25 protein-coding genes are annotated in these 26,416 nt (G+C 71.3%); 12 read left to right on the plus strand and 13 right to left on the minus strand.

Features of this window, described 5'->3' with window-relative positions; translation table 11 throughout:
* Nucleotides 1-189: 189 nt before the first annotated feature.
* From OHA81_RS22865 to OHA81_RS22875, 3 genes are read left to right on the plus strand one after another with little or no spacing between them, the layout of a single operon-like run.
* Entirely contained in the window at nt 190-1,287 is a 1,098-nt protein-coding gene (locus tag OHA81_RS22865) for a thiamine ABC transporter substrate-binding protein (RefSeq protein WP_329198708.1), read from the plus strand.
* A gap of 53 nt (nt 1,288-1,340) precedes the next feature.
* Nucleotides 1,341-2,951, plus strand: coding sequence for an ABC transporter permease (locus OHA81_RS22870; protein WP_329202482.1), 1,611 nt, complete (start codon nt 1,341-1,343; stop codon nt 2,949-2,951).
* Nucleotides 2,951-3,991, plus strand: coding sequence for an ABC transporter ATP-binding protein (locus OHA81_RS22875; protein ID WP_329198709.1), 1,041 nt, complete (start codon nt 2,951-2,953; stop codon nt 3,989-3,991). The genes OHA81_RS22870 and OHA81_RS22875 overlap by 1 nt, the downstream gene beginning before the upstream one ends.
* Before the next feature lie 140 nt (nt 3,992-4,131).
* On the opposite strand, the gene OHA81_RS22880 is transcribed toward OHA81_RS22875, so the two are convergent.
* From OHA81_RS22880 to OHA81_RS22905, 6 genes are all read right to left on the minus strand, one after another.
* The gene (locus OHA81_RS22880) at nt 4,132-5,034 is read right to left on the minus strand and encodes a hypothetical protein (protein WP_329198711.1); all 903 of its coding nucleotides are present in this window, start codon (nt 5,032-5,034) and stop codon (nt 4,132-4,134) included.
* A gap of 86 nt (nt 5,035-5,120) precedes the next feature.
* A complete protein-coding gene (locus tag OHA81_RS22885) occupies nt 5,121-6,212 on the minus strand; it encodes an LOG family protein (protein ID WP_329198712.1) in 1,092 nt (363 codons plus the stop codon).
* Between the two features lie 26 nt (nt 6,213-6,238).
* Complete coding sequence (locus tag OHA81_RS22890; RefSeq protein WP_329198714.1) at nt 6,239-7,321, minus strand: hypothetical protein; 1,083 nt, start codon at nt 7,319-7,321, stop codon at nt 6,239-6,241.
* Nucleotides 7,303-8,058, minus strand: a complete 756-nt coding sequence (locus OHA81_RS22895; protein ID WP_329198715.1) for an ABC transporter ATP-binding protein — start codon at nt 8,056-8,058, stop codon at nt 7,303-7,305. The genes OHA81_RS22890 and OHA81_RS22895 overlap by 19 nt, the downstream gene beginning before the upstream one ends.
* A gap of 227 nt (nt 8,059-8,285) precedes the next feature.
* A complete protein-coding gene (locus tag OHA81_RS22900) occupies nt 8,286-9,647 on the minus strand; it encodes an aspartate aminotransferase family protein (RefSeq protein ID WP_329198717.1) in 1,362 nt (453 codons plus the stop codon).
* A 3-nt stretch (nt 9,648-9,650) separates the two neighbouring features.
* Nucleotides 9,651-10,154 (minus strand): Lrp/AsnC family transcriptional regulator, encoded by a 504-nt coding sequence (locus OHA81_RS22905; protein WP_073910973.1) that lies wholly within the window; start codon nt 10,152-10,154, stop codon nt 9,651-9,653.
* 169 nt (nt 10,155-10,323) lie between these two features.
* Here OHA81_RS22905 and OHA81_RS22910 point away from each other — a divergent pair, with 169 nt between their 5' ends.
* From OHA81_RS22910 to OHA81_RS22920, 3 genes are all read left to right on the plus strand, one after another.
* A complete protein-coding gene (locus tag OHA81_RS22910) occupies nt 10,324-11,763 on the plus strand; it encodes a gamma-aminobutyraldehyde dehydrogenase (RefSeq protein WP_329198719.1) in 1,440 nt (479 codons plus the stop codon).
* A gap of 151 nt (nt 11,764-11,914) precedes the next feature.
* Entirely contained in the window at nt 11,915-13,093 is a 1,179-nt protein-coding gene (locus OHA81_RS22915) for an ABC transporter substrate-binding protein (protein WP_329198722.1), read from the plus strand.
* A gap of 98 nt (nt 13,094-13,191) precedes the next feature.
* Entirely contained in the window at nt 13,192-13,665 is a 474-nt protein-coding gene (locus OHA81_RS22920; RefSeq protein WP_329198724.1) for a hypothetical protein, read from the plus strand.
* Between the two features lie 11 nt (nt 13,666-13,676).
* On the opposite strand, the gene OHA81_RS22925 is transcribed toward OHA81_RS22920, so the two are convergent.
* From OHA81_RS22925 to OHA81_RS22945, 5 genes are all read right to left on the minus strand, one after another.
* Nucleotides 13,677-14,885, minus strand: a complete 1,209-nt coding sequence (locus tag OHA81_RS22925) for a serine hydrolase domain-containing protein (protein WP_329198726.1) — start codon at nt 14,883-14,885, stop codon at nt 13,677-13,679.
* 146 nt (nt 14,886-15,031) lie between these two features.
* Nucleotides 15,032-15,733: a response regulator transcription factor gene (locus tag OHA81_RS22930; protein WP_329198728.1), complete on the minus strand. Its 702-nt coding sequence runs from the start codon at nt 15,731-15,733 to the stop codon at nt 15,032-15,034.
* Nucleotides 15,730-16,896: a sensor histidine kinase gene (locus OHA81_RS22935; RefSeq protein WP_443056787.1), complete on the minus strand. Its 1,167-nt coding sequence runs from the start codon at nt 16,894-16,896 to the stop codon at nt 15,730-15,732. The genes OHA81_RS22930 and OHA81_RS22935 overlap by 4 nt, the downstream gene beginning before the upstream one ends.
* The gene (locus OHA81_RS22940; protein ID WP_329198730.1) at nt 16,896-17,585 is read right to left on the minus strand and encodes a glycerophosphodiester phosphodiesterase; all 690 of its coding nucleotides are present in this window, start codon (nt 17,583-17,585) and stop codon (nt 16,896-16,898) included. Before OHA81_RS22940 ends, OHA81_RS22935 begins: the two co-directional genes overlap by 1 nt.
* A gap of 21 nt (nt 17,586-17,606) precedes the next feature.
* Nucleotides 17,607-18,632, minus strand: coding sequence for an adenosine deaminase (locus OHA81_RS22945; RefSeq protein WP_329198731.1), 1,026 nt, complete (start codon nt 18,630-18,632; stop codon nt 17,607-17,609).
* A 108-nt stretch (nt 18,633-18,740) separates the two neighbouring features.
* On the opposite strand from OHA81_RS22945, the gene OHA81_RS22950 reads away from it, so the two are divergent.
* Nucleotides 18,741-19,370, plus strand: a complete 630-nt coding sequence (locus OHA81_RS22950) for a DUF4190 domain-containing protein (RefSeq protein ID WP_329198733.1) — start codon at nt 18,741-18,743, stop codon at nt 19,368-19,370.
* A 57-nt stretch (nt 19,371-19,427) separates the two neighbouring features.
* On the opposite strand, the gene OHA81_RS22955 is transcribed toward OHA81_RS22950, so the two are convergent.
* Both OHA81_RS22955 and OHA81_RS22960 read right to left on the minus strand, forming a co-directional pair.
* The gene (locus OHA81_RS22955; protein WP_329198735.1) at nt 19,428-19,865 is read right to left on the minus strand and encodes an NUDIX hydrolase; all 438 of its coding nucleotides are present in this window, start codon (nt 19,863-19,865) and stop codon (nt 19,428-19,430) included.
* A 32-nt stretch (nt 19,866-19,897) separates the two neighbouring features.
* Nucleotides 19,898-20,455 carry an NADAR family protein gene (locus OHA81_RS22960; protein ID WP_329198737.1) on the minus strand — a complete coding sequence of 186 codons (558 nt, stop codon included), beginning with the start codon at nt 20,453-20,455 and terminating at the stop codon, nt 19,898-19,900.
* Between the two features lie 192 nt (nt 20,456-20,647).
* Here OHA81_RS22960 and OHA81_RS22965 point away from each other — a divergent pair, with 192 nt between their 5' ends.
* The 5 genes from OHA81_RS22965 to OHA81_RS22985 all read left to right on the plus strand — a co-directional run bounded on the left by OHA81_RS22965 (nt 20,648) and on the right by OHA81_RS22985 (nt 26,409).
* Nucleotides 20,648-22,162 carry a gamma-aminobutyraldehyde dehydrogenase gene (locus OHA81_RS22965; RefSeq protein WP_329202486.1) on the plus strand — a complete coding sequence of 505 codons (1,515 nt, stop codon included), beginning with the start codon at nt 20,648-20,650 and terminating at the stop codon, nt 22,160-22,162.
* Between the two features lie 47 nt (nt 22,163-22,209).
* Complete coding sequence (locus OHA81_RS22970; RefSeq protein WP_329198740.1) at nt 22,210-23,460, plus strand: polyamine ABC transporter substrate-binding protein; 1,251 nt, start codon at nt 22,210-22,212, stop codon at nt 23,458-23,460.
* 65 nt (nt 23,461-23,525) lie between these two features.
* Nucleotides 23,526-24,677, plus strand: coding sequence for an ABC transporter ATP-binding protein (locus OHA81_RS22975; protein WP_329198741.1), 1,152 nt, complete (start codon nt 23,526-23,528; stop codon nt 24,675-24,677).
* Nucleotides 24,674-25,603 carry an ABC transporter permease gene (locus tag OHA81_RS22980; RefSeq protein WP_329198742.1) on the plus strand — a complete coding sequence of 310 codons (930 nt, stop codon included), beginning with the start codon at nt 24,674-24,676 and terminating at the stop codon, nt 25,601-25,603. The genes OHA81_RS22975 and OHA81_RS22980 overlap by 4 nt, the downstream gene beginning before the upstream one ends.
* Nucleotides 25,603-26,409 carry an ABC transporter permease gene (locus tag OHA81_RS22985; RefSeq protein ID WP_329198744.1) on the plus strand — a complete coding sequence of 269 codons (807 nt, stop codon included), beginning with the start codon at nt 25,603-25,605 and terminating at the stop codon, nt 26,407-26,409. Before OHA81_RS22980 ends, OHA81_RS22985 begins: the two co-directional genes overlap by 1 nt.
* Nucleotides 26,410-26,416: the final 7 nt, after the last annotated feature.

The following is a 26,416-nucleotide window of genomic DNA, read 5'->3' on the forward strand; positions in this document are numbered from 1 at the left end:
CGACAGGGGAGCGCCACAGCGCTGAGAGTGCGGTAACCGTCATCCGCAGACCCTCTGAACCTCGCCCCGGTCATTCGGGGTAGGAAGTTCGGTCATTCACTCAAGCTGTTGCGCCCTGCCCGGCGACCGCTCCACCGAGCGCCGGGCGGGGCCGCGTCTTCTCCTGGACATCCCAGGAGGAATTCACCAGTGAGCACCACCAAGAAGTTCGCGGGCGCCCTGCTCGTGACGGCGCTGGGCGTCACCACGCTCGGCGCCTGTGGCGACGGCAAGGACAAGCCCGCGGCGGGCGCGAGCGGGGCGCCGAAGTCCAAGACCGTCACCCTCGTCTCCCACGACTCCTTCGCCGTGAGCGAGCCGGTCCTCAAGGAGTTCGAGCAGCAGAGCGGCTACACCGTCAAGGTACTCAAGTCCGGCGACGCCGGCGCCGCCCTCAACCAGGAGATCCTCACCAAGGGCTCGCCGCGCGGCGACGTCTTCTTCGGCGTGGACAACACGCTCCTCTCGCGCGCCCTCGACAACGGCATCTTCACGCCGTACGAGGCCAAGGGCCTGGCCGAGGTGAAGCCCGAGTTCGTGCTGGACGAGAAGCACCGGGTCACCCCGGTGGACTCCGGCGACATCTGCGTCAACTACGACAAGCAGTACTTCGCGGACAAGAAGCTCACCCCGCCGCAGACGCTGGACGACCTGATCAAGCCCGAGTACAAGAACCTGCTGGTCACCGAGAACGCCGCGACCTCCTCGCCCGGTCTCGGCTTCCTCCTCGCCTCCGTCGGCAAGTACGGCGACGCGGGCTGGAAGGACTACTGGAGCAAGCTCAAGGCCAACGGCGTCGAGGTCGTCGACGGCTGGGAGCAGGCCTACAACGAGCGGTTCTCCGGTTCCGCCGGAGGCAAGAAGGCCAAGGGCGACCGTCCGCTGGTCGTCTCCTACGCCTCCAGCCCGCCGGTCGAGGTCCTGTACGGCGAGCCGCAGCCGGCCGAGGCGCCCACGGGCGTCTCCACCGGCACCTGCTTCCGCCAGGTCGAGTTCGCGGGCCTGCTCAAGGGAGCGAAGAACGAGGCGGGCGGCAAGGCGCTCCTCGACTTCCTGGTGAGCAAGAAGTTCCAGGAGGACATGCCGCTCCAGATGTTCGTGAATCCGGTGGTCAAGGACGCCAAGCTGCCGGAACTGTTCACGAAGCACGGCGTGGTGATCGACAAGCCGGAGAACGTCGCGCCGGACACCATCGCCAAGAACCGTGAGCAGTGGGTCAAGGCATGGTCCTCGCTCGTCGTGAAGTAGTACGCGACTCCCCCCGAGAGGGCGTGCGGGCCACGGTCGTCAGGTTCGCCCTGATGGCCGTCCCGCTCGCCTTCTTCGGGCTGTTCTTCGCCTATCCCGTCGCCGCGATCGTCGGGCGCGGGCTCAAGACCGACGCGGGCTGGCAGTTCGGCCGCATCGGCGAGGTGCTCGCCCGGCCGGACATCGCCGGCGTGCTGTGGTTCACGACCTGGCAGGCGTTCGCCTCGACGGGGCTGACTTTGCTGATCGCGCTCCCCGGCGCGTACGCCTTCGCGCGCTTCGACTTCCCGGGCAAGGGTCTGCTGCGGGCGGTGGTCACCGTTCCGTTCGTACTGCCGACCGTGGTGGTCGGTACGGCCTTCCTCGCGCTGGTCGGCCGGAACGGGCTGCTGGACGAACTGTGGGGGATCCGGCTCGACACCACCGTCTGGGCGATCCTCCTCGCGCACGTCTTCTTCAACTACGCCGTCGTCGTGCGGACGGTCGGGGGGCTCTGGGCGCAGCTCGACCCGCGGCAGGAGGAGGCCGCGCGGGTGCTGGGCGCCGGGCGGTTCGCGGCGTGGCGCAGGGTGACGCTGCCCGCGCTGGCCCCGGCGGTGGCCGCGGCGGCGCTGATGGTGTTCCTGTTCACCTTCTCCTCCTTCGGCGTCGTGCAGATCCTGGGCGGCCCCTCGTACTCCACGCTGGAGGTGGAGGTCTACCGGCAGACCGCGCAGCTGCTGGACCTGCCGACGGCCGCCGTGCTGACCATGGTCCAGTTCGTCGCGATGGGGCTGGTCCTGGCCGTGCACGCCCGGACCGTGCGCCGCCGGGAGACCGCCCTGCGGCTGGTGGACCCCGGCCGGACCGCGCACCGGCCGCACGGGCCGGGGGAGCGGGTGCTGCTGGGCGGGGTGCTGCTGACGGTGGCGCTGCTGATCGTGCTCCCGCTCGGTGTGCTGGTGGAGCGCTCCCTCGACGCCCCCGGCGGGTACGGGCTCGGTTTCTACCGGGCACTGGAGGAGGCCGGCTCCGGGACGTTCCTCGTGCCGCCGCTGGAGTCGATCGGCAACTCGCTGGAGTACGCGCTGGCCGCGACGGCCATCGCCCTGGTGATCGGCGGGCTCGCGGCGGGAGCGCTCACCCGGCGCGCGGGGCGGTTCGTGCGCGGGTTCGATGCGCTGCTGATGCTGCCGCTCGGGGTGTCGGCGGTGACGGTGGGCTTCGGTTTCCTGATCACCCTGGACGAGCCGCCGCTGGACCTGCGGACCTCGTGGATCCTGGTACCGCTCGCACAGGCGCTGGTGGGCGTCCCGTTCGTCGTACGGACCATGCTGCCGGTGCTGCGCGCGGTGGACGGGCGGCTGCGGGAGGCGGCCGCGGTACTCGGGGCGTCGCCGTGGCGGGCGTGGCGGGAGGTGGACCTGCCGCTGGTGCGGCGGGCGCTGCTGATCGCGGCCGGGTTCGCATTCGCCGTGTCCCTGGGTGAGTTCGGGGCGACCGTCTTCATCGCACGCCCGGACCGGCCGACGCTGCCGGTGGCCGTGGCGCGGCTGCTGGGGCGGGCGGGGGAGATGAACTACGGGCAGGCGATGGCCCTGAGCACGATCTTGATGCTGGTGTGCGCGGTGTCCCTGCTGGTGCTGGAGCGGCTGCGGCCCGACGAGACCTCGGGAGAGTTCTGATGACGTTGCTCCGGTTGGAGGGGGTGTCGGTCCGCTTCGGCGGGCGGGCCGCCGTGGACCGCGTCGACCTGGAGGTCGCCGAGCACGAGACCGTGTGCGTACTGGGGCCGAGCGGCAGCGGCAAGTCCACGCTGCTGCGGGTGGTGGCCGGGCTCCAGCCGGTGTCCGGGGGGCGGGTGCTGCTGGACGGCGCGGACCAGGCCGGGGTGCCCGTGCACCGGCGGGGGGTGGGCCTGATGTTCCAGGACCACCAGCTGTTCCCGCACCGGGACGTGGGCGGGAACGTCGGGTTCGGGCTGCGGATGCGGGGCGCTGCGCGGGGCGCCGGGCGGGGTTCCTACGGGGACCGCGTCGCGGAGTTGCTGGAGCTGGTCGGGCTGCCCGGGGCGCAGGACCGGGCCGTGGCCTCCCTGTCCGGGGGCGAGCAGCAGCGGGTGGCGCTGGCCCGGGCGCTGGCGCCGTCGCCGAGGCTGCTGATGCTGGACGAGCCGCTGGGACAGCTGGACCGGGGGCTGCGGGAGCGGCTGGTGGTCGAGTTGCGGGGGCTGTTCGCCCGGCTGGGGACGACCGTGCTGGCCGTGACCCACGACCAGGGGGAGGCCTTCGCGCTGGCCGACCGGGTGGTGGTGATGCGGGACGGGCGGATCGCGCAGGCAGGGACCCCGCTGGAGGTCTGGCAGCGGCCGGCTTCGGAGTTCGTGGCGCGGTTCCTGGGCTTCGAGAACGTGGTGCCGGCGGTGGTGTCGGGCGGGGTCGCGGACACGGCGTGGGGCAAGGTCCCGGTGCCGGCCGGGACGCCGGAGGGGCCGCAGCGGCTGTTGGTCCGGCCCGCCGGGGTGACGCCGGGTGCGGACGGGCGGGGGCTCCGCTGCGAGGTGCTGTCCCGCACCTTCCGGGGCACGCACGTCGCGCTGCTGCTGCGGCCGGAGGCGGGGCCGGTGCTGGAAGCCGAGTGGGGGCTGGCCGGGGCGCCGGCGGTGGGGGACCGGGTCGCGGTGTCCTTCACGCCGTCGGAGGTGGTCGTCCTGCCGACGGCGTAGCCGCTGCGCGGGGCCTCGGTCCCCCCGCCCTTCTCCCGTTCGCCGGGCGCGGGCGCGGGCGCGGGCGGACCCGGGCCCGGATCCCGACCCGGGCCCGGACCCGGTCCTGGGGCGCCGGACGGGCTGAGCGGACCCGCGGCTCAGACGCCGGCGGGGACGGGTTCCTCCGCGGCGGGTTCCGCCGCGTCGTGGTTGCCGTACCAGGCCACCGCCACGGCGCCCGTCACCGCCAGGACGAAGCCCAGGGCCGCCAGCCAGGCGAGACCCGGGCGGGACGCGTCGCCCAGCCACAGCACGCCGATCGCGCCCGGCAGGACGGTCTCGCCGACCACCAGCGCGGCCGTGGCCCCGTTCACCGAACCGATCTGCAGCGCGACCGTGTGCAGGTACATGCCGCCGACGCCCGCCAGCACGATCGCGTACAGGGCCGGGTCGCCGAGGAGCCCTCCGAGCGAGAACGGCTCGATCCCGTCGAGGATCCGTACGCCGACTCCCAGCGCGCCGAAGGCGAGGCCCGACAACAGGCCCGCCAGGATCGCGGCCCGCGCGCCGAGGAGACGTACGGCCACCGTGCCGCCCACGATGATCAGCAGGGTGACCGCCAGCAGCCACCAGTGCGTGGACGTCGCCGCGTGGTGGCCGCCCTCGTGGCCCGCGGCCGTCGCCAGCAGCACCAGCGCCGCGCAGACGACCCCGATGGAGGTCCACTCCTTGCGCGAGAGCCGGATGCCCAGCAGCTTGACGCTCAGCACCGCGGTGATCACCAGGTTGGCGCTGATCACCGTCTGCGACAGGAACAGCGGAAGCAGCCGCGCGGCGAGCGCGCCCAGTCCGAAGCCCACGAAGTCCAGGACCGTGCCGACGATGAACTCCCAGGTCATCGCCGCTTTCGCGGTCGAGGACAGGTTGGGGCCGCCGTGCGCGGTCACCCCGGCGGCCGCCGCCGACGAGCGGGCCGCCCGCCGGGAACCCACGGCTTGCAGGACGGAGCCCGTGCCGTAGCAGAGGGACGCCGCGATGGCGGTCAGCAGTCCTATGAGCACCGGGGGCTCCGTTCACGTCTGGCAGATTTTGCGGTCTGATTACCTAAGGCAGACGTCGATACGGGCCGGGAAGTTGCCTCGGCCGGTCAGCTCATCGCGGCGAGCGCCGCCGGGACCTCGGACACCGATTCGACCAGGGCGATCTTCGACTCCATGGCGCGGCCGCGCGCCAGCGCCTGGAGCAGGGGCCAGGCGGGCAGCTGCTCGGTCCAGTGCCGGCGGTCGACCAGGACCATCGGCGTCGGCTCGCCGCGCGAGGAGTAGTAGTTCGGCGTCGCGTTGTCGAAGATCTCCTGCACCGTCCCGGCCGCTCCCGGCAGGAACACCACGCCCGCGTTCGAGCGCGCGAGCAGCCCGTCCTCGCGGGTGGCGTTCGCGAAGTACTTGGCTATGTGGCCGGCGAAGGCGTTCGGCGGCTCGTGCCCGTAGAACCAGGTCGGGATCCCCACCGAGTCACCGCCGGCGGGCCAGAGTTCCCGCACGGCGAAGGCGGCCCGCGCCCAGTCGGACACCGACGGCACGAAGGACGGTGCCTTGGCCAGCAGTGCCAGGGCCTCGGGGAGGATGTCGTCGGGGGCGGGGGCCAGGTAGGCGCCGAGGTTGGCCGCCTCCATCGCACCCGGGCCGCCGCCGGTGGCCACCGTCAGCCCGGACCGGGCCAGCGTGCGGCCGAGCTCGGCCGCGCCCCGGTAGTCGACGGCGCCGCGGGTCATGGCATGGCCGCCCATCACGCCGACCACCCGGGCGCCGGCGAGGTGCTCGTCGAGGGCGTCGGAGATCGCGTCGTCGTGGATGGAGCGCAGCATCGAGGACAGGACGTCGCCGTCCGACTTCGTCTCCTGCAACCAGGCGTACGCCTGCGCGTCCGGCGTGGCTTCGTAGCCCTGCGGCAGCCCGGCGAACAGCTCGTCGGCGGTGTAGAGCAGGCCCCGGTAGGGGTTGAAGGGCAGGTCCGGTACCGGCGGGAAGACCAGCGCGCCGTCGGCGCGCACCTTGGCCGCGGCGTCGGGTTCCATCGCGCAGCCCAGGAAGACGGTGGCCGAGGTGTCGGCGGACAGCAGGGCGAAGGTCCGCTCCAGCAGGTTGACCGACTGGATGCGGTAGCCGTTCAGCGAGCCCCGGGCGACGACCTGGTCGAATTCGGCGAGCGTCTCGATCTCGATGTCTGCGTTGACCATTCGGCCCACCCTAAGGGCTGGCCGGGTCAGCGGGTCAGCGCGAGCGACGTCAGTTGTGCCACACCCCAGCTGAGCGGTACGCACACCACGACCAGCGCGGAAGCCCGCAAAGTGGCGGCCGTACGCAGGACCGTGCCCGGCGCGCCGAGGCCGCTCAGGGTCGCGCGGGTGGCCGCCCGGGCCTGCCGGGACTCCACCGCCGATGTGAGAAGTGTCGCGGCCGCGCACAGCGCCACGAGCGCAGCGGCGGCCCCGGTCAGCGGGCCGAGCGGGGCGAAGACCGTGCCCCGCTCGCGCAGGGCCAGCGCCGTGAGGGCGGCCGCCCCGACCGCGCACAGCATCCCGAGGGGGCGGCCCAGCCGGGGGGCTTCCTCCTGGAGCGCCCGTCCGGCGAGCAGGCGCAGCGCGCCCGGGCGGACGGCCAGCACCAGGGTCCCGCAGGCGTAGGTCAGGCCCGGGCCGGCGAGGGCCAGCCCGAGCGCGATCAGCGCCCACCCGAACGGCAGCGCGGGGCTGCCCTGCCCGGCGTACGCCTGGAGGGCGAGTCCGCAGGCGCCCAGGGCGACCCCCCACGGCACCCCGGTCTGCGGCGAGAGCCCCGCCGCCGTCGGGCGCGGGCGCAGGATCAGGGCCGTCGCGGCGGAGGCGGCCACCGGGACCAGCGTCAGCAGGGTCAGCGCGGCCGCCACGGGGAGCGGCTGCTCGGCGTGCAGCAGCCCGGAGCCGGCCCCGTCGAAGGGCAGCCCCGACAGCTCGCCCCGCAGGTGGAGGAAGACGGCCAGGGCCAGGGCGCTGCCCAGGGTGCAGGCGACGGCGGTGGACACGGCCGCGGCCAGGGTGAGCCGCAGGGGACCCAGCCCGGCGGCGTCCATCCCCTCGCGGGGCCGGGTCGCGGGGTCGGTCCGGGCCACGGCGACCGCGAACTGGACGGTGGCGGCGAGCGGAACCAGCGCCCACAGCAGCCGAGGGAACGATCCGGCGGGCCGGGCAGTCGCCTCCGCGAGGACGTACAGCAGCAGGAACCCGGCGCAGGCCGAGGCGGCGGCGACGAGGAGCCGGCGCAGCTGGACCAGCGGGCCGGAGCCGCGGACTAGGCGGAGAGCGAGCACGCGGCCTGGTCCTCCGTGGTCTCGGCGGGACCGGCCGGGGCGGCGGCCCCGGCGGTACGGCCGTCGAGCAGGGCGAACCGGCGGTCGGCCACGGCCGCGCTCTCCTCGTCGTGGGTGGCGAGCAGCACGGTGATCTCGTGGGAGCGGGCCGCGGTGGTCAGCGTCCGCAGCAGCAGTGCCCGCTCGGCGCGGTGCAGCGGGGCCGTCGGCTCGTCGGCGAAGATCACCGCGGGCTCGTTGACCAGGGCCCGGGCCAGGGCGACGCGCTGCGCCTCGGCGCGGGTCAGCGCGCGGGGCCGCTTGCGGGCGAAGGCGGCGATGTCGAGCCGCTCCAGCCATTCGCAGGCGGTGTGCTTGGCGGTACGGTGCGAGGCGCCGGCGATCAGCAGGGGCAGGGCGGCGTTCTCCCACACCCTGAGCTCGGGCACGAGGTGCGGCTCGGGGCCGATCCAGCCGAACCGGTCCCGGCGCAGCCGTTCGCGGGCCAGGGCCCCCATGGTGTGGACGGGGACGCTGTTGAACCAGACCTCGCCCTGCTCCGGTTTGAGCGAGCCGGACAGGCAGCGCAGCAGCGTGGTCTTGCCGCTTCCGCGCGGGCCGGTCAGCGCCAGGATCTCGCCCTGGCGGACGCCGACGGAAACGCCGATGAGTCCGGGCGAGCCATCGTGGGAGTGGTGAAGGGACCGTGCCCACAAGACGTCATTGTCGGGCGGGGCATCGTCTGCGGGAGCCACCATGGCGTACACCTCCGTCCGGGGGAACGAAGCGGAGCCCCGTCGGTCACTGGCGCCGCAAGGAGATGTAAAGAGACGAACGGCCCGGATGGTGACAGCACACGGCCCGGACCACCGCGGTCTCACTCGAACGGGGGATCCGGGCCGTGTGGTTCGGACTATTTACTGCCAGGCCGGGGCCGGTGGCGGCGCTGGTTGCCGTCGGCGGTGCCGCCGGTGGAAGCCGCTGGTTACAGCTTGGTCCACGCCTCGGTGAGCACCGAGCGCAGGATGCCTTCGATCTCGTCGAAGGTGCCCTGGTCCGCGATCAGCGGCGGGGCCAGCTGGATGACCGGGTCGCCACGGTCGTCGGCACGGCAGTACAGGCCGTTGTCGAAGAGCGCCTTGGAGAGGAAGCCGTAGAGCACGCGCTCGGTCTCCTCGTCCGTGAAGGACTCCTTGGTGACCTTGTCCTTGACGAGCTCGATGCCGTAGAAGTAGCCGTTGCCGCGGACGTCGCCGACGATCGGCAGGTCGTGCAGCTTCTGCAGCGTCGACAGGAAGGCGCCCTCGTTGTCCAGCACGTGCTGGTTGAGGCCTTCCTTGTCGAAGATGTCGAGGTTGGCCAGCGCGACCGCCGAGGAGACCGGGTGGCCGCCGAAGGTGTAGCCGTGCAGGAAGGTGTTGTCACCCTTGTAGAACGGCTCGGCGATGCGGTCCGAGACGATGCAGGCACCGATCGGGGAGTAGCCCGAGGTCATGCCCTTGGCGCAGGTGATCATGTCCGGCACGTAGTCGAACTTGTCACAGGCGAACATCGTGCCGAGGCGGCCGAAGGCACAGATCGTCTCGTCGGAGACGAGCAGCACGTCGTACTCGTCGCAGATTTCGCGGACCCGCTGGAAGTACCCGGGCGGCGGCGGGAAGCAGCCGCCGGCGTTCTGCACGGGCTCCAGGAAGACGGCGGCGACGGTGTCGGCGCCCTCGAACAGGATCTCCTGCTCGATCTGGTCGGCGCACCAGCGGCCGAAGGCCTCGGGGTCGTCGCCGTAGATCGGGGCGCGGTAGATGTTGGTGTTCGGCACCTTGTGCGCGCCGGGGACCAGCGGCTCGAAGGGGGCCTTGAGGGCGGGCAGGCCGGTGATGGACAGGGCGCCCTGCGGGGTGCCGTGGTAGGCGACCGCGCGCGAGATGACCTTGTACTTGGTGTGCTTGCCCTGCAGCTTGAAGTACTGCTTGGCGAGCTTCCACGCGGTCTCGACGGCCTCGCCGCCACCGGTGGTGAAGAAGACCTTGTTCAGGTCGCCGGGGGCGTAGCCGGCCAGACGCTCGGCGAGCTCGACGGCCTGCGGGTGTGCGTACGACCAGATGGGGAAGAACGCGAGCTTCTGCGCCTGCTTGTAGGCGACCTCGGCCAGTTCCTTGCGGCCGTGACCGGCGTTGACCACGAACAGTCCGGCGAGACCGTCCAGGTAGCGCTTGCCCTTGTCGTCGAAGATGTAAGTGCCCTCACCCCGCACGATGGTGGGGACGGGGGAGTTCTCGTACGACGACATGCGGGTGAAGTGCATCCACAGGTGGTCGTACGCGGTCTTGGAGAGGTCTTGGCTCACGGGCTATCGAGTTCCCCACATGTAGGTCTGCTTCTTCAGCTTCAAGTAAACGAAGCTTTCGGTTGATCGCACGCCGGGGAGCGCGCGGATCTTCTTGTTGATCGTCTCCAGCAGGTGGTCGTCGTCCTCGCAGACGATCTCCACCATCAGGTCGAAGGAGCCCGCGGTCATCACCACGTACTCGCATTCGGCCATCGCGGTCAGCGCGTCGGCCACCGGGTCGAGGTCTCCCTCGACGTTGATGCCGACCATGGCCTGACGGCGCAGGCCCACGGTGAGCGGGTCGGTGACGGCGACGATCTGCATGACGCCCTGGTCGAGGAGTTTCTGTACGCGTTGGCGTACGGCTGCCTCCGACAGGCCCACGGCCTTGCCGATCGCCGCGTAGGGACGGCGTCCGTCCTCTTGCAGTTGCTCGATGATCGCCAGGGACACAGCATCGACCGAAGGGGACGGTTGTCTGTTCCTGGAATCTGCGCTTCGACTGACCACGACCTCACTGTGCACGAGGAGTCGTCGGTTCCGCAACCCGTAACCGATGAAATTCGTTGTCTTGACTCTCCGATTGCACGGATTTCGCAGCTCGTGGCATCCGGCCCTGTCGAAAGCGTCAGCGGACGAGATAGGCTGGGGCTTCGTCTCAATCGTTGGACATGTGATCAGGAGAGTGGCTGTAGTGACCACCGAACTGCGTCGTCTGCGCAACTACATCGGCGGAGAGTTCAAGGACGCCGCCGACGGCCGGACCACCGATGTGGTCAACCCCGCCACCGGCGAGGTGTACGCCACCGCCCCGCTCTCCGGCCAGGCCGATGTGGACGCGGCCATGGCGGCCGCGGCCGCCGCCTTCCCGGGCTGGCGCGACACCACTCCCTCCGAGCGGCAGAAGGCCCTGCTCAAGATCGCGGACGCCTTCGAGGCGCGCGCGGACGAGCTGGTGGCCGCCGAGTCGGAGAACACCGGCAAGCCGCTGGGCCTGACGGCCAGCGAGGAGCTGCCGCCGATGGTGGACCAGATCCGCTTCTTCGCGGGCGCCGCGCGCCTGCTGGAGGGCCGCTCCGCCGGTGAGTACATGGACGGGATGACCTCGATCATCCGCCGTGAGCCGGTCGGCGTCTGCGCCCAGGTCGCGCCGTGGAACTACCCGATGATGATGGCGGTGTGGAAGTTCGCCCCGGCCATCGCCGCGGGCAACACCGTGGTGCTCAAGCCCTCCGACACCACCCCGGCCTCGACCGTGCTGATGGCCGAGATCATCGACTCGATCCTGCCCAAGGGCGTCTTCAACGTCGTCTGCGGTGACCGCGAGACCGGCAAGGCCATGGTCGAGCACTCCACCCCGGCGATGGCCTCCATCACCGGCTCGGTGCGCGCGGGCATGCAGGTCGCCGAGAGCGCCTCCAAGGACGTCAAGCGCGTCCACCTGGAGCTGGGCGGCAAGGCCCCGGTCGTGGTCTTCGAGGACGCCGACCTCGCCAAGGCCGTCGAGGACATCGCCGTCGCCGGCTACTTCAACGCCGGCCAGGACTGCACCGCCGCCACCCGCGTGCTCGTGCACCAGTCCATCCACGACGAGTTCGTGGCCGCGCTCGCCAAGGCCGCCGCCGACACCAAGACCGGCCAGCCGGACGACGAGGACGTGCTGTACGGCCCGCTGAACAACCCGAACCAGCTCAAGCAGGTCGCGGGCTTCATCGAGCGCCTCCCCGCCCACGCCAAGGTCGAGGCGGGCGGCCACCAGGTCGGCGAGAAGGGCTACTTCTACGCGCCGACCGTGGTCACCGGCCTCAAGCAGGACGACGAGATCATCCAGAACGAGGTCTTCGGCCCCGTCATCACGGTGCAGTCCTTCACGGACGAGGCCCAGGCCCTGGAGTACGCGAACGGCGTCGAGTTCGCCCTCGCCTCCTCCGTGTGGACCAAGGACCACGGCCGCGCGATGCGGATGTCCAAGAACCTCGACTTCGGCTGCGTGTGGATCAACACCCACATCCCGCTCGTCGCCGAGATGCCCCACGGCGGTTTCAAGAAGTCCGGCTACGGCAAGGACCTCTCCGCCTACGGCTTCGAGGACTACACCCGCATCAAGCACGTGATGACCTCGCTCGACGGCTGAGCCACGGCGATGGCGCCGGCGGCCGTCCCGGCGGCTGTTCCGGGGGCCGTTCCGGCGGGCGTTCCGCACTGATCAGCGCAGAAGGCTGAGGGGGCGGGCAGTAGACACGTTGTCTATTGTCCGCCCCCTCGCCTTGTCCGAGGCTTTGGGCATGCCTGAACTCCCCTTCTCCCGCCGCGCCGCGCTGCGCGGCATCGGCGCCGCGGGCCTGCTGGCCGCCCTCAGTGGCTGCGGCGTGCCCGCCGCCTACGTCCCCGAGGACCGCCGGGAGGGCCCGGACCACTCCGCCGGTGAGCGCAGCCTCGCCTTCTCCAACTGGCCGCTCTACATCGACACCGACGACGAGGACGAACAGCGCCGTCCGACGCTGGACGCCTTCTCCGAGAAGACCGGTATCGAGGTCCGGTACACGGAGGAGATCAACGACAACGACGAGTTCTTCGGCAAGATCAGCCCGGCCCTCATGAACCACCAGCGGACCGGCCACGACCTGGTGGTGGTCAGCGACTGGATGGCGGCCCGCTTCGTCCGCCTGGGCTGGGCGCAGAAGATGGACCGCTCGGCGCAGCCGAACGTCGCCAAGTTCCTCGACCCGCAGCTGCGTTCCCCCGCCTTCGACGCGGCCAGGCTGCACACCGTGCCGTGGCAGTCGGGGATCACCGGCATCGCCTACAACCGCAAGGCGATGGGCCGGGAGATCAAGTCCGTCAAAGACCTGTGGCAGCCGGACCTGGCGGGCCGGGTGACGCTCTTCTCCGGACTCGACGAGTCGTTCGCCCTGCTGATGCAGGGCAACGGCGTGGACGTCACCCGCTGGACCGAGAGCGACTTCCACCGGATGTGCGACCAGGTCGAGGCCCTGGTGAAGAAGAAGCACATCCGCCGCTTCACGGGCAACGACTACACCTCCGACCTCAGCAAGGGCGACGTGCTGGCCTGCCAGGCCTACTCCGGTGACGTCGTGCAACTGCAGGCCGACAACCCCGACATCGAGTTCGTGGTCCCGCAGGAGGGCGCCGAACTCTGGGCGGAGAGCCTGCTGGTGCCCAACCTGGCCCTGCACAAGGCCAATGCGGAGGCGCTGGTCGACTACTACTACGACCCGGCGGTGGCCGCGGAACTCGCCGCCGCCGTCAACTACGTCTGCCCCGTCCCGGCCGCCCGCGACGTACTGGCCGCCTCCCCGGACAGGGAGACCGCCGAACTCGCCGAGAACCCGCTGATCTTCCCGGACGACGAGATGCGCAAGCGGCTCGTGGTGGCCCGGGACATCTCCTCCGCGGAGCGCCAGTCCTTCGCCAAGCGCTGGAACGGCATCGTCGGCCTGTGAACTCCGGGCGCTGAGCCGACGTCACGGTACGGCCACAGAACTGAACGTGTTCAGCGATATGGCTGAACGCGTTCAGAATTCTGCGTACGCTTCCTCCCATGAGCGAGAGAAGCGCCCTCCAGCGGCGGATCCGTGCCTGGCTGGTCCTGTTCATCGTCTGCCTCGTACTCAGCGGGCTCACGGCGTTCCCCCTGGTCAGTGAGCTCCACTGGGCGAACTCCGTGGTGTCCCACGAATGGCTGCGGCGGGTGGGCGACGGGCTGGACCAGGCCGACGCGCAGTACCCCTTCCTCCTCTACGGCAACGACTGGCTCGCCTTCGCCCACCTGGTGATCGCCGTCTTCTTCTACGGGGTCCACCGCGACCCGGTACGCAACGTCTGGGTCGTGGAAGCCGGCATGATCGCCTGCGCCGGCGTGATCCCCCTGGCCCTGATCTGCGGGCCGATCCGGGGCATCCCCTTCGGCTGGAGCGTCATCGACATGTCGTTCGGAGTCTTCGGGGTCCTCCCGCTGCTGGTCCTGCGCCGCCTGATCAAGCGACTGGAAGCGATGCCCGCCGACCGCCCCTAGGGCCGGGCCGGCTACGACTGCCGACGGTCGAGGGCGGCCAGCACGAGGCGATCGATCACCGGATTGGTGTTCTCCCCCTTCGCGTCAGTGGAGTTGACCGAGTAGACCAGGGTCCGGGAGAGGTCGCGGGCGGCGCCCATACCGGTGCTGTAACCGAGGCGGCTGCCGGTCTTGCCCCACAGCTCGGTGCCGTCGGGCATCACGATCCTCGACAGACCCGCCGTCAACACGGCTTTCTTTCCGGTCTCGATGTCCTTCACCGCCGGGACGGTGAACATCTCCTCCAGCTGGGCCCGCGGTACGACCCGGCCGCTGAACAGGGCCACGGTGAACCGCTCCAGGTCCGCGGTGGTCGAGATGATGTCGCCCGCCGCCCAGCGGTCGGAGCTGTTCCACACCGACACGTCCCTCAGTTCGGTCGAGCCGTCCGGGCGCGGCACCGCCTGGTAGCCGTGGTTGTAGGGGCCGGCCATCCGGGTCTGCGTCCGCCCCGGGAACGAGGTCTGGCGCAGACCCAGCGGACGCAGGATCCGCCGGTCGACCTGCTCCTCGTACGTCGTGCCCGTCAGCTTCTCTATGAGGACGCCCAGCACGGTGTAGTTGATGTTCAGGTAGTGCTGCGCCCGGCCCGGGACGAACTCCGGCCCCTGGGCGAGCGCGCCCGCGATCTGGTCGTGCGGATCGACGACATCGAACCGGTGCCGCCACTGCGCCTCGAAGTCGTCCCCCGGGCCGTCGGCCGGCTTGATGCCGCTCGTGTGGTTCAGCAACTGGCGTACGGAGACGGGCTCGAACCGGTCCGGGAAGGTCCCGGGCAGGTACTGCTGGACCGGCTCGTCAAGGTCCAGCTTCCCCTCGGCGGCGAGCTGGAGGACCACCGCCGCGGTGAAGGTCTTGGTCACCGACCCCGCCCGGAACCGGCCCTGCTCCAGCGCCGGGCGCCCACTGCCGACGTCCGCGACGCCGAAGGCGCCCTGCCAGCCGCCGCTCGACCCGCCGATCCGTACCAGGGCGGCGGTCGCGTCCTTGTCGTGGGCGCCGACCCCCTCCAGTGCCTCCGTCAGCGCCTTCGCGTCCGGCGCGTGGGAGTAGACCGGTGCCGACACCGGTGCCCGTGCCGGGACGGCGACCTGCCGCGGCGCGGCCTGGGCCACGGCCGGGCCGGACACGATGCCCAGCAGCAAAGTGGCGGCGACCAGCGTGCGGGTACGCGCGTTCATGAGGGATCCCCCTTGTCGTTCCCCGGGCGACTTCCGCTCCGGTGACACCCATGCTCCCGGTCACAGGGGTAGTCACGGATCCCCGACAAGAGGGGTCTTCTGCGGTACGACGACTCACCGGCGCGAGGGAGCCGACACCCCGCACCTCACTCCCGAGAGCGAGTACCCCTCACGGGGGACCACGCCCCCGCCGAGATCAGCCCCGTCTCGTACGCGCAGATCACCGCCTGGATCCGGTCCCGCAGACCCAGCTTGGCCAGCACGTTCCCCACGTGCGACTTCACCGTGTGCTCGCTCACCGTCAGCGCCGCCGCGATCTCCGCGTTCGACCGCCCCCGCCCCAGGTGCAGCAGCGTCTCCCGCTCCCGCGCCGTCAGCGCCTCCAGCCGGCCCGCGGAAAGGGCCGCCCCGGCCGCCGGACGCGCCGTCACCGCCGTGTACTCCTCGATCAGGCGCCGCGCCACCGAAGGCGCCAGCAGGGAGTCGCCCGCCGCCACCACCCGTACCGCGTGCACCAGGTCGTCGCGCCGCACGTCCTTCAACAGGAACCCGCTCGCCCCCGCGTGCAGCGCCTCGTACACGTACTCGTCGGAGTCGAAGGTCGTCAGCATCACCGTCCGGCAGGTGCTCTGCGCCGAGATCATCCGGCACGCCTCGATCCCGTCCGTCACCGGCATCCGGATGTCCAGCAGCGCCACGTCCGGCCGCAGCTCCCGGACCGCCGCCACCGCCGCGGCGCCGTCCCCGGCCTCCGCGACGACCTCGACGTCGTCCTGCGCGTCCAGGATCATCGCGAAACCGCTGCGCACCAGCTCCTGGTCGTCGGCCACCACCACACGGATCGTCAACCCGCCACCTCCTGCACCGACATGACGAGCGTGGCCCGGACCCGGAACCCGCGGCCGCCGGGCCCCGGACCGCACTCGGCCGTCCCGCCGTGCGCGGCCGCCCGCTCGCGGATCCCGATCAGGCCGTGGCCGCCCGACGGGCCGCTGCCCGGCCCCCGTCCGTCGTCCGTCACCGACACGGTCAGCTCACGCGGGGCGTAGTGGAGCCGTACCGCGGCCCGCGACGCCCGGGCGTGCTTCACCACATTGGTCAGCGCCTCCTGCACGACGCGGTGCACCGTCGCCTCCAGCGCGGCCGGCAGGGGACGCACCTCGCCGGTGCGCGCGTACGACACCTCCAGGCCGCTGCCCCGCACCCGCTCCAGCAGGCCCGCCAGCTCCTGCACCCCCGGCTGCGGCCTGCGGGGCGCCGCTTCCTGCGTGCGCAGCACGCCCAGCATCGAACGCAACTGCGTCATCGCCTCCCGCCCCGTCCCGGCTATCGCGTCGAACGCCGCCTCCGCCCGCTCGGGGGCCCGGCGCACCGCCACCGGACCGGCCTCCGCCTGCACGATCATGATGCTGACCGCGTGCGAGAGGATGTCGTGCATCTCCCGGGCGATCCGCGCCCGTTCGCGCGCCGCCGCCTGCTCCGCCTCGATCCGGTTCGCCCGCTCCAGCTCCGCCGCCCGCGCCTCGACGGCCCGCGTGTACGCCTGGCGCGTGTCCTGGAGGCGGCCGAGCACGTACGCGGCGACCGACACGAACAGCGTGAACAGCAACTCGCGGGCCGTCCCCGTGTTCCACCACACCGACAGGGCGACCGCCACCACCGTGAACAGCGCCACCGCCAGCCGCAGCCGGGCCGTGCACAGCAGGGCCACCGTGTAGAAGGCGATCAGGCCCGCGTACGGCAGCGGCTGGCCCGGCCCGTCGAGCGCCTGGTCGTACACCGCGCCGACCGCGAGGACGGCCAGCAGCACCGTCACGGGTGCCCGCCGCCGCCAGACCAGCGGCAGCACCCCGAGCGTGGTCATCCCGTACGAGGCCCAGTCGGCCGTCGGCAGGTCCGCGGCCCGGGGCACCACGAACGGCATCGTGACGGCCAGCTGCACGAGCAGGGTCAGCCCCACGTCCTGCCACCGCGGATCGGCCCGCCGGATCCACTGCCCCCAGGTGCGTATCACCGCCCGGCCCCGGCCCGTACCGCGGCCAGCGCGTCCACCCGGTTCGTGGTCACGGAGTCCACGCCGGCCAGGAGCAGCGCGCGCATCGTCCGCTTCGTGTCCGCCGTCCAGGCGGACACCTTCAGCCCGTCCCGGTGTACGGCGTCGGTCAGCTCCCGGCTGACGAGCCCGAACCGGTAGTTGAGCCAGGCCGGCCGCACCGCGTCGATCAGTACCCGGCGCGGCGGGGACAGCGTGGTCCAGGTCAGGGCGATCTCCGCGTCCGGATCGGCGGCGCGGACGGCCAGCATCGAGTTCGGGCCCGCGCAGTAGTACGTGCGCTCGCGCGCGCCGCAGGCGCGGACCTCGTCCACGACCGCCCGTACGGCTTCCGGCGTGGCACCCGGCAGGTCCAGCATCAGCCGGCCGGAGCCCGCCACCGCCAGCGCCTCCCGCAGGGCCGGGACCCCGCCCTGCGTCAGCTCCCTGAGCTGCGCGGCGGTGACGGCGTCGAGCCGTACGTCGTGGCCCCACAGCCGCCGGAGCGTCTCGTCGTGGAGCAGGACCGGGGTCCCGTCGCGGGTCAGCCGTACGTCGATCTCCACCGCGTCCGCCCCGCGGGCGAAGGCGGAGCGGATCGAGTTGAGGGTGTTCTCACGGACTCGGTAGGGATCGCCGCGGTGGCCGACGGCAGTCAGGGTGCGCATGGCCCCCATTCTGCTGGGGCGTCAGGAAGCCAGCCACGCCTCGGTGTACGTGTCGATCTCCGCGCTGAGCCTCGCCTTGCCCGCCGGGTCCAGGAAGGAGGCCTCGACGGCGTTCTTCGCGAGGGAGGCGAGCCCGCGCTCGTCGAGGTCGAGGAGCCGGGCGGCGACCGCGTACTCGTTGTTGAGGTCGGTGCCGAACATCGGCGGGTCGTCGCTGTTGATGGTGACGAGCACTCCGGCCTGCACCATCTCCTTGATCGGGTGCCGATCCAGATCGGTGACGGCGCGCGTCGCGATGTTCGAGGTCGGGCACACCTCCAGCGCGATGCGGTGCTCGGCGAGGTACGCGAGCAGCGCCGGGTCCTGGGTGGCACTGGTGCCGTGGCCGATGCGCTGGGCGCCCAGCTCGTTGACGGCGTCCCAGATCGTCTCCGGGCCGGTGGTCTCGCCGGCGTGCGGGACGCTGTGCAGGCCGGCCGCGCGGGCGCGGTCGAAGTACGGCTTGAACTGCGGACGCGGCACGCCGATCTCGGGGCCGCCGAGGCCGAAGGAGACCAGGCCCTCCGGGCGCAGGTCGACGGCGAGCCGGGCGGTCTCCGCGGCGGCCTCCAGGCCGGCCTCGCCGGGGATGTCGAAGCACCAGCGCAGGACGACGCCGAGCTCGGCCTCGGCCGCCTTGCGGGCGTCCTCGATGGCCGCCATGAAGGCGTCCTCGTCGATGCCGCGGCGGGTGGAGGAGTAGGGGGTGATGGTCAGCTCGGCGTAGCGGATGTTCTGCCGTGCCATGTCGCGGGCAACCTCGAAGGTGAGGGTGCGCACGTCGTCGGGGGTGCGGACGAGGTCGACGACCGACAGGTAGACCTCGATGAAGTGGGCGAAGTCGGTGAAGGTGAAGTAGTCGACGAGGGCCTCGGGGTCGGTGGGGACCTTCGAGTCGGGGTGGCGGGCGGCGAGTTCGGCCACGATGCGGGGGGAGGCGGACCCCACGTGGTGGACGTGCAGTTCGGCCTTGGGGAGCCCCGCGATGAAGGGGTGCAGGTCGGGCATGGAGGCCTCCGGGAGGACACGGGTGCGGGCAGGTCGGCTTCATCGTAGGCAGGCCCGGGCGGTGTCCGTGCCGGCGCATAGCATGGCCGTACGAGAGGGGGGCGCCGTATGACCGAACAGCAGAGCCCTGAGCCGAGGGACCCGTGGGCACCGCCGCCGCCAGGGGGCGCGCCGGGCGGCCCGGGGGCGCACGAGCACCCGACGGTGTCGCAGACGCCGGGGGCGGACAGCCCGCCGCCTGCCTACGGATACCCGGCACCGCCGGCCTACGGCTACCCGGCCCCGCCGGCCCCCGGAGGCTACGCCCACCCGGGTCCGCCGACGCCGCCGGCCCAGCCCGGGTACGGGGCCTACCCCGGGTACGCGCCCGGTTACCAGGGTTACGCTCCGGGGTATCCCGGCTACCCCCACGCCCAGCCCAGCAACGGCTTCGGGATCGCCGCGCTGGTCCTCGGGATACTGGCGATCGTGGCGTGCCCCACCATGATCGGGTCCGTCATGTTCGGCATCACGGCGGTCGTGTTCGGTGCGCTGGGCCGGGGCAAGGCCCGCCGCGGCGAGGCCACCAACGGCGGTGTCGCCCTGGCCGGCCTCATCTGCGGCGCGGTGGGCATCGTGATCGGCGCCGCCCTGACCCTGCTCCTCCTGTTCAGCCCGGGCCCGTTCTTCGGTCCCGGTTCCGGTGACGGCGACTACCACGGCCCGTCGTCGGACTCCCAGGTGCAAGAGAAGATATGACGGCGCCGACGGGCCGTCGACGCGGTCGGCGGGCCCCGGCCCGTCGGCGCGGCAGGGTCACACCGGCGCCGGCATGAGCAGCGTCGGGACCATCACCTCGGCCGTGTCCGCAGTGGCGGCGAAGGCTCGGGTGAGCGGGACCCAGATCAGGCCCACCATGCGGGGGCAGTCACACTCCAGATCCGGGTCCACGCCGAGCCGGGGCTCACCGGGGCCCACCTCGACGCGGTAACAGGACGTCCATCCGGAGGGGTAGGGCGCCTCGTAGGCGTACCGCACGGCGACGGGGCGCAGGCCCGTCTCCTCGGCCACCTCCCGCCGGACGGCGTCCTGCGGATCCTCCCCGGGCTCCAGGCCGCCGCCCGGCAGGGTCCAGTACTCGGGCCCGTCGTGCCGCCCCGAAGGGCTGCGGCCGCGCTCGCGGACCATGAGCAGCAGGCCGTCCCTGATGATCACCGCGGCGACCCGGCGCCGGTCCGCCGGCACGCCGCTCACGCGCGGCACGCCGCTCACGCGCGGCACGCCGCTCACGCGCGGCACGCCGCCCGCAGCCGCTCCCGGGCGTCCATCAGGGCGAAGCCCAGCAGGTTGAGGCCCTGCCAGCGCGCCGGGTCGCCCACGCGTTCGTCGTCCGCGGCCAGCCCGATGCCCCAGATCCGGTCGAGCGGGCTCGCCTCGACCAGGACCCGGTCGCCGGTGCCCAGCAGGTACGCCCGCAGCGCGGGGTCGGAGCCGAACTTGTGCACGCTGCCCTCCACGACCAGCGCGTACCGCTCCCGCTCCCAGACCCCTTCGTCGAAGCCGCGCACCAGCCGCCCGGCCTTCTTCGCCTCCGCCGCGGTCTTCGCCCCCACCGCGGCGCGCTCCGCTCCGGCGTCCCCGAACAGGCGGGCCTTCCCGGCCATCATCCAGTGCTCCGCCGAGGCGTAGCGGACCTCACCGACAGTGAAGGGCGCGGGCCACCACTGGCTGAGACAGCTCGGTCCCAGGCTGCCGTCGGGCCTCGGGCGGTGGCCCCAGAAAGGCAGGTACTTCACCCGCTCACCACGGCTGACCAGGCCGATCAGTTCGTCGATCTTCTCCATGCACGCGAGTCTGGCAGTCGCCACGGACACTTCGTACGGGATTTCGGGTGTGCCTCGACACATGGTCGACCGATTCCGTCGCGTAATCAAAAGGCAACAACGGAATCACTTGGCCGAGAGGGGCACCTCTGTCAGGATCGGCACTCAATTCGGGTCTACCCGAACTGTAGCTACGGAGAGCGTGAGAGCGTGATGGGCAACCGCTTCCAGGTCAAGGAGCGCTTCGCAGAAGGCGCGCAGTACATCGACGGCCGGCTCCGGCCCGGCACCTCGGGGCGGTCGCACACCGTCGTGGACCCCGCCACCGGCGCCGACGTGCTCACCTACGAGCTCGCGGGCCCGGCGGACGTGGACGAGGCGGTCGCCGCCGCGAAGCGGGCCTTCCCCGGCTGGTCCGCCGCCGCTCCCGGCGAGCGTTCGGACGCGCTCCACCGGCTGGCCGCCGTACTGGCCGAGCAGGCCGACGACTTCGCGTACGCGGAATCCCTCCAGTGCGGCAAGCCCATCAAGCTGTCCACGGAGTTCGACGTACCGGGGACCATCGACAACACCGCCTTCTTCGCGGGCGCCGCCCGTCACCTCCAGGGCCAGGCGGCCGGCGAGTACTCGGGCGATCACACCTCCTACGTACGCCGCGAGGCCATCGGCGTCGTCGGCTCGATCGCCCCCTGGAACTATCCGCTCCAGATGGCGGCTTGGAAGATCCTCCCGGCGATCGCCGCGGGCAACACGATCGTGCTCAAGCCCGCCGAGCTCACGCCGCTGACCTCGCTGATGTTCGCGCAGGCGGCCAAGGAGGCGGGCCTCCCGGACGGTGTGATCAACATCGTCACCGGTGCGGGCCGGGACGCGGGCGAGCACCTCGTCGGGCACCCGGACGTGGTGATGACCTCCTTCACCGGCTCCACCGCCGTCGGCAAGCGCGTCGCCGAGATCGCCACCGCCACCGTCAAGCGCCTCCACCTGGAGCTCGGCGGCAAGGCCCCCTTCCTCGTCTTCGACGACGCCGACCTGGAGGCCGCCGCGCACGGCGCGGTCGCCGCATCCCTCATCAACACCGGGCAGGACTGCACCGCCGCCACCCGCGCCTACGTCCAGCGGCCCCTGCACGACGCCTTCGTCGCCCGCGTCGCCGAACTGATGGACACCGTCCGCCTCGGCGACCCCTTCGCGCCGGACACCGACCTCGGCCCGCTCGTCTCCCACGCCCAGCGCGACCGCGTCGCCGGCTTCGTCGAGCGCGCCCGCGCGTACGCGACCGTCGTCACTGGCGGCGGGTCCCCCTCGGGCGACCTTGCCGACGGCGCCTACTACCGGCCCACCCTGATCTCCGGCGCCGCGCAGGACAGCGAGGTCGTGCAGTCCGAGATCTTCGGGCCGGTCCTCGTCGTCCTGCCCTTCGACACCGACGACGAGGGCATCGCGCTGGCCAACGACACCCCCTACGGGCTCGCGGCCTCCGCCTGGAGCCGCGACGTCTACCGGGCGGGCCGCGCCACCCGCGAGCTCAAGGCCGGCTGCGTCTGGGTCAACGACCACATTCCGATCATCAGCGAGATGCCGCACGGGGGCTACAAGGCGAGCGGCTTCGGCAAGGACATGAGTGCCTACTCCTTCGAGGAGTACACACAGGTCAAGCACGTGATGTACGACAACACCGCGGTCGCCGCGAAGGACTGGCACCGCACGATCTTCGGGGACCGATAGCCGAGACCGCCCGACCGAGCGGCACACCACCCGAAAGGGCACAGCGCATGGAGCAGTTCGAGCCCGGCAGCCTCTCGCCGCCGCAACTCGCCGCGATACGACGCAGCCTCACCAGCGGCCGCGGCGCCCTCACCCGGCGTTCGCTGCTGCGCGCCTGCGGCATCGGGGCGCTCACTGTCGGCGGCCTGTACGGGCTGACCGGCTGCGGCATCCCGCCCGCCAAGCGGGAAGGCGACGCGGGGACGGCCTCCGACGACCACTCGGCCTCGGAGAAGGAGATCAACTTCTCCAACTGGACCGAGTACATGGACACCAGTGACGACGAGAAGTCCCGGCCCACGCTAGAGGCGTTCACCAAGCGCACGGGAATCCAGGTCAAGTACACGGAGGACATCAACGACAACGTCGAGTTCTTCGGCAAGATACGCCCCCAGCTGGCCGCCGGCCAGGACACCGGCCGGGACCTGATCGTCGTCACCGACTGGCTCGCCGCCCGCATCATCCGCCTCGGCTGGGCGCAGAAACTGGACCCCGCCAACCTCCCGCACGCCTACGCGAACCTGATCCCCCAGTTCCGCAACCCCGACTGGGACCCCGGCCGCGCCCACAGCTACCCCTGGACCGGCATCGACACCGTCATCGCCTACAACGCCAAGGCCACCGGCGGCAGGAAGGTCGACTCCGTCACGCAGCTGCTCGACGACCCCACCCTCAAGGGCCGGGTCGGCTTCCTCACCGAGATGCGCGACAGCGTCGGCATGACCCTGCTCGACCAGGGCAAGGACCCGGCGAACTTCACCACCGCCGACTTCGACGGCGCCATCGGCCGGCTCCAGAAGGGCGTCGACACCAAGCAGATCCGCCGCTTCACCGGCAACGACTACACGGCGGACCTCGACAAGGGCGACCTCGCGGCCTGCCTCGCCTGGGCGGGCGACGTCATCCAGCTCCAGGCCGGCAACCCGGACATCAAGTACGCGATCCCCGCCGCCGGTTACCTCTCCTCCAGCGACAACCTGCTGGTCCCCGCGCACGCCCGGCACAAGGCCAACGCCGAGAAGCTCATCGACTACTACTACGAGCCGGCGGTGGCCGCCCAGCTCGCGGCCTTCATCAGCTACGTCTGCCCGGTCGACGGCGTCAAGGAAGACCTCGCCAAGATCGACCCGGCCCTCGCGGACAACGTACTGATCGTCCCGGACAAGGAAATGGCCGCCAAATCGCACGCCTTCCGCTCGCTCACCAGCGAGGAAGAGACGGCGTACGAGGAGAAGTTCACCAAGCTCATCGGCGCCTGACGGGGCCCGACCGGCACCCGCGCCCCCGCCCTTTTTGACGACACCACCACCGAAGGCCCAGGCCCATGACTGACAAGACCGCGGGCGGCGACGTCCGCCTCGCCGGGATCAGCAAGCACTACGGATCCTTCACCGCCGTGCACCCGCTCGATCTCACCATCCCCCAGGGCTCCTTCTTCGCCCTGCTCGGCGCCTCGGGCTGCGGGAAGACCACCACCCTGCGCATGATCGCCGGTCTGGAGGAGCCCTCCACCGGCACCGTCAGCCTCGGTGACCGCGAGGTCACCCAGCTGCCCCCGTACAAGCGCCCGGTGAACACCGTCTTCCAGAGCTACGCGCTCTTCCCACACCTGAACATCTACGAGAACGTCGCCTTCGGGCTGCGCCGCCGCGGCGTGAAGTCGGTCAAGAAGCAGGTCGACGACATGCTGGAACTGGTCCAGCTCGGCCAGTTCGCCGAGCGCAAACCGCACCAGCTCTCCGGCGGCCAGCAGCAGCGCGTCGCGGTCGCCCGCGCCCTGATCAACCACCCCCAGGTGCTGCTCCTGGACGAGCCGCTCGGCGCCCTCGACCTCAAGCTGCGCCGCCAGATGCAGCTGGAGCTCAAGCGGATCCAGACCGAGGTCGGCATCACCTTCGTCCACGTCACGCACGACCAGGAGGAGGCCATGACGATGGCCGACACCGTCGCGGTGATGAACGGCGGACGGGTGGAGCAGCTGGGCGCCCCCGCCGAGCTGTACGAGAACCCGAAGACCACCTTCGTGGCCAACTTCCTCGGCACCTCCAACCTCATCGAGGCCGAGGTGCTGGAGTCCGGGTCCGGCGACGTCGTCGTCTCCAGCGCGGGCGCGAAGCTCAGGCTGCCCGCCGCGCGATGTTCGACCACGCCCCGGGCCGGCGGAAAGCTGCTGGTCGGGGTGCGCCCCGAGAAGATATCCCTGGTCCACGCGGACGAGGAGGACACCATCGCGGCCGGCCGCAACAAGATCACCGGAACGATCGCCGACTCCTCCTTCATCGGGGTCTCCACCCAGTTCGTCATCGACAGCCCCGTCTGCCCGGAGCTCGAGGTCTACGTCCAGAACATCGAGCGCGACGTCCGCCTGACCCCGGGAGCCCGGGTCGTCCTGCACTGGAACCCGGACCACACGTTCGGCCTCGACGCGGCGCAGGACATCGACGCGGGCATCGAGACGGTCGAGGAGTCCGCGTGAGCGCCACCACCGCGCCGCCCCAGGCCGCCCCTGCGACCGACCCCCCGGTCCACAAGCCGTCGATGCGCAAGCGGCTGGTCCCGTACTGGCTGCTGCTGCCCGGCATCCTGTGGCTGCTGGTGTTCTTCGTCCTGCCGATGGTCTACCAGGCCTCGACCTCGGTACAGACCGGCTCCCTCGAAGAGGGCTTCAAGGTCACCTGGCACTTCCAGACGTACTGGGACGCCTTCACCGACTACGTCCCGCAGTTCCTCCGCTCGCTCCTGTACGCCGGCACCGCGACCGTCCTGTGCCTGCTGCTCGGGTACCCGCTCGCCTACCTGATCGCCTTCAAGGCGGGCCGCTGGCGCAACCTCCTGCTGGTGCTGGTCATCGCCCCGTTCTTCACCAGCTTCCTGATCCGCACGCTGGCCTGGAAGACGATCCTGGCCGACGGCGGCCCGGTCGTCGGCGTGCTCAACAAGATCGGCTTCCTGGACGTCACCAGCTGGCTGGGCATGACCGAGGGCGACCGGGTCCTGGCCACGCCGCTCGCGGTGGTCTGCGGTCTGACGTACAACTTCCTCCCCTTCATGATCCTTCCGCTGTACACCTCGCTGGAGCGCATCGACACCCGCCTCCACGAGGCGGCCGGCGACCTGTACGCCCGTCCCGCCACGGTGTTCCGGAAGGTGACCTTCCCGCTCTCGATGCCGGGCGTGGTCTCCGGGACCCTGCTGACCTTCATCCCGGCGAGCGGCGACTACGTCAACGCCGAACTGCTCGGCTCGGCCGACACCCGGATGATCGGCAACGTCATCCAGTCGCAGTACCTGCGCATCCTCGACTACCCGACGGCGGCCGCGCTGTCCTTCATCCTCATGGCCATCGTGCTGATCATGGTCACCATCTACATCCGCCGAGCGGGGACGGAGGACCTGGTCTGATGCGTACCCCCATCGCGTGGCTGCGCCGCAACCTCGTCGTGATCGCGGGTCTGGGCACCCTCGCCTACCTGATCCTGCCGAACGTCGTCGTGACGGTGTTCTCCTTCAACAACCCCACCGGGCGCTTCAACTACGCCTGGCAGGAGTTCTCGCTCGACGCCTGGAAGGACCCCTGCGGGGTCGCGGACCTGTGCGGCTCCCTGTCGCTCTCGCTCCAGATCGCCGTGTGGGCCACCCTCGGAGCCACCGTCCTCGGCACGGCGATCGCCTTCGCGCTCGTGCGCTACCGCTTCCGGGCGCGCGGCGCGGTCAACTCGCTGATCTTCCTGCCCATGGCGATGCCCGAGATCGTGATGGCCGCCTCGCTGCTGGCCCTCTTCCTCAACATGGGCATCAGGCTGGGCTTCTGGACGATCCTGATCGCCCACATCATGTTCTGCCTCAGCTTCGTCGTCGCCGCGGTCAAGGCGCGCGTCCTGTCCATGGACCCGCGGCTGGAGGAGGCCGCGCGCGACCTCTACGCGGGACCGGTGCAGACCTTCCTGCGCGTCACCCTGCCGATCGCGGCCCCCGGTATCGCGGCGGGTGCGCTGCTCTCCTTCGCGCTCTCCTTCGACGACTTCATCATCACCAACTTCAACTCGGGCAACACCGTCACCTTCCCCATGTTCGTGTGGGGATCGGCGCAGCGCGGTACGCCCGTCCAGATCAACGTCATCGGCACGGCGATGTTCGTCATCGCGGTGCTGGTGGTCCTCGCCGGTCAGACGATCGGCAACCGCCGCAAGAAGGCACAGCCCGAGTAACTCTGTA

Source organism: Streptomyces sp. NBC_00667, from assembly GCF_036226825.1.
Taxonomy (GTDB): Bacteria; Actinomycetota; Actinomycetes; order Streptomycetales; family Streptomycetaceae; genus Streptomyces.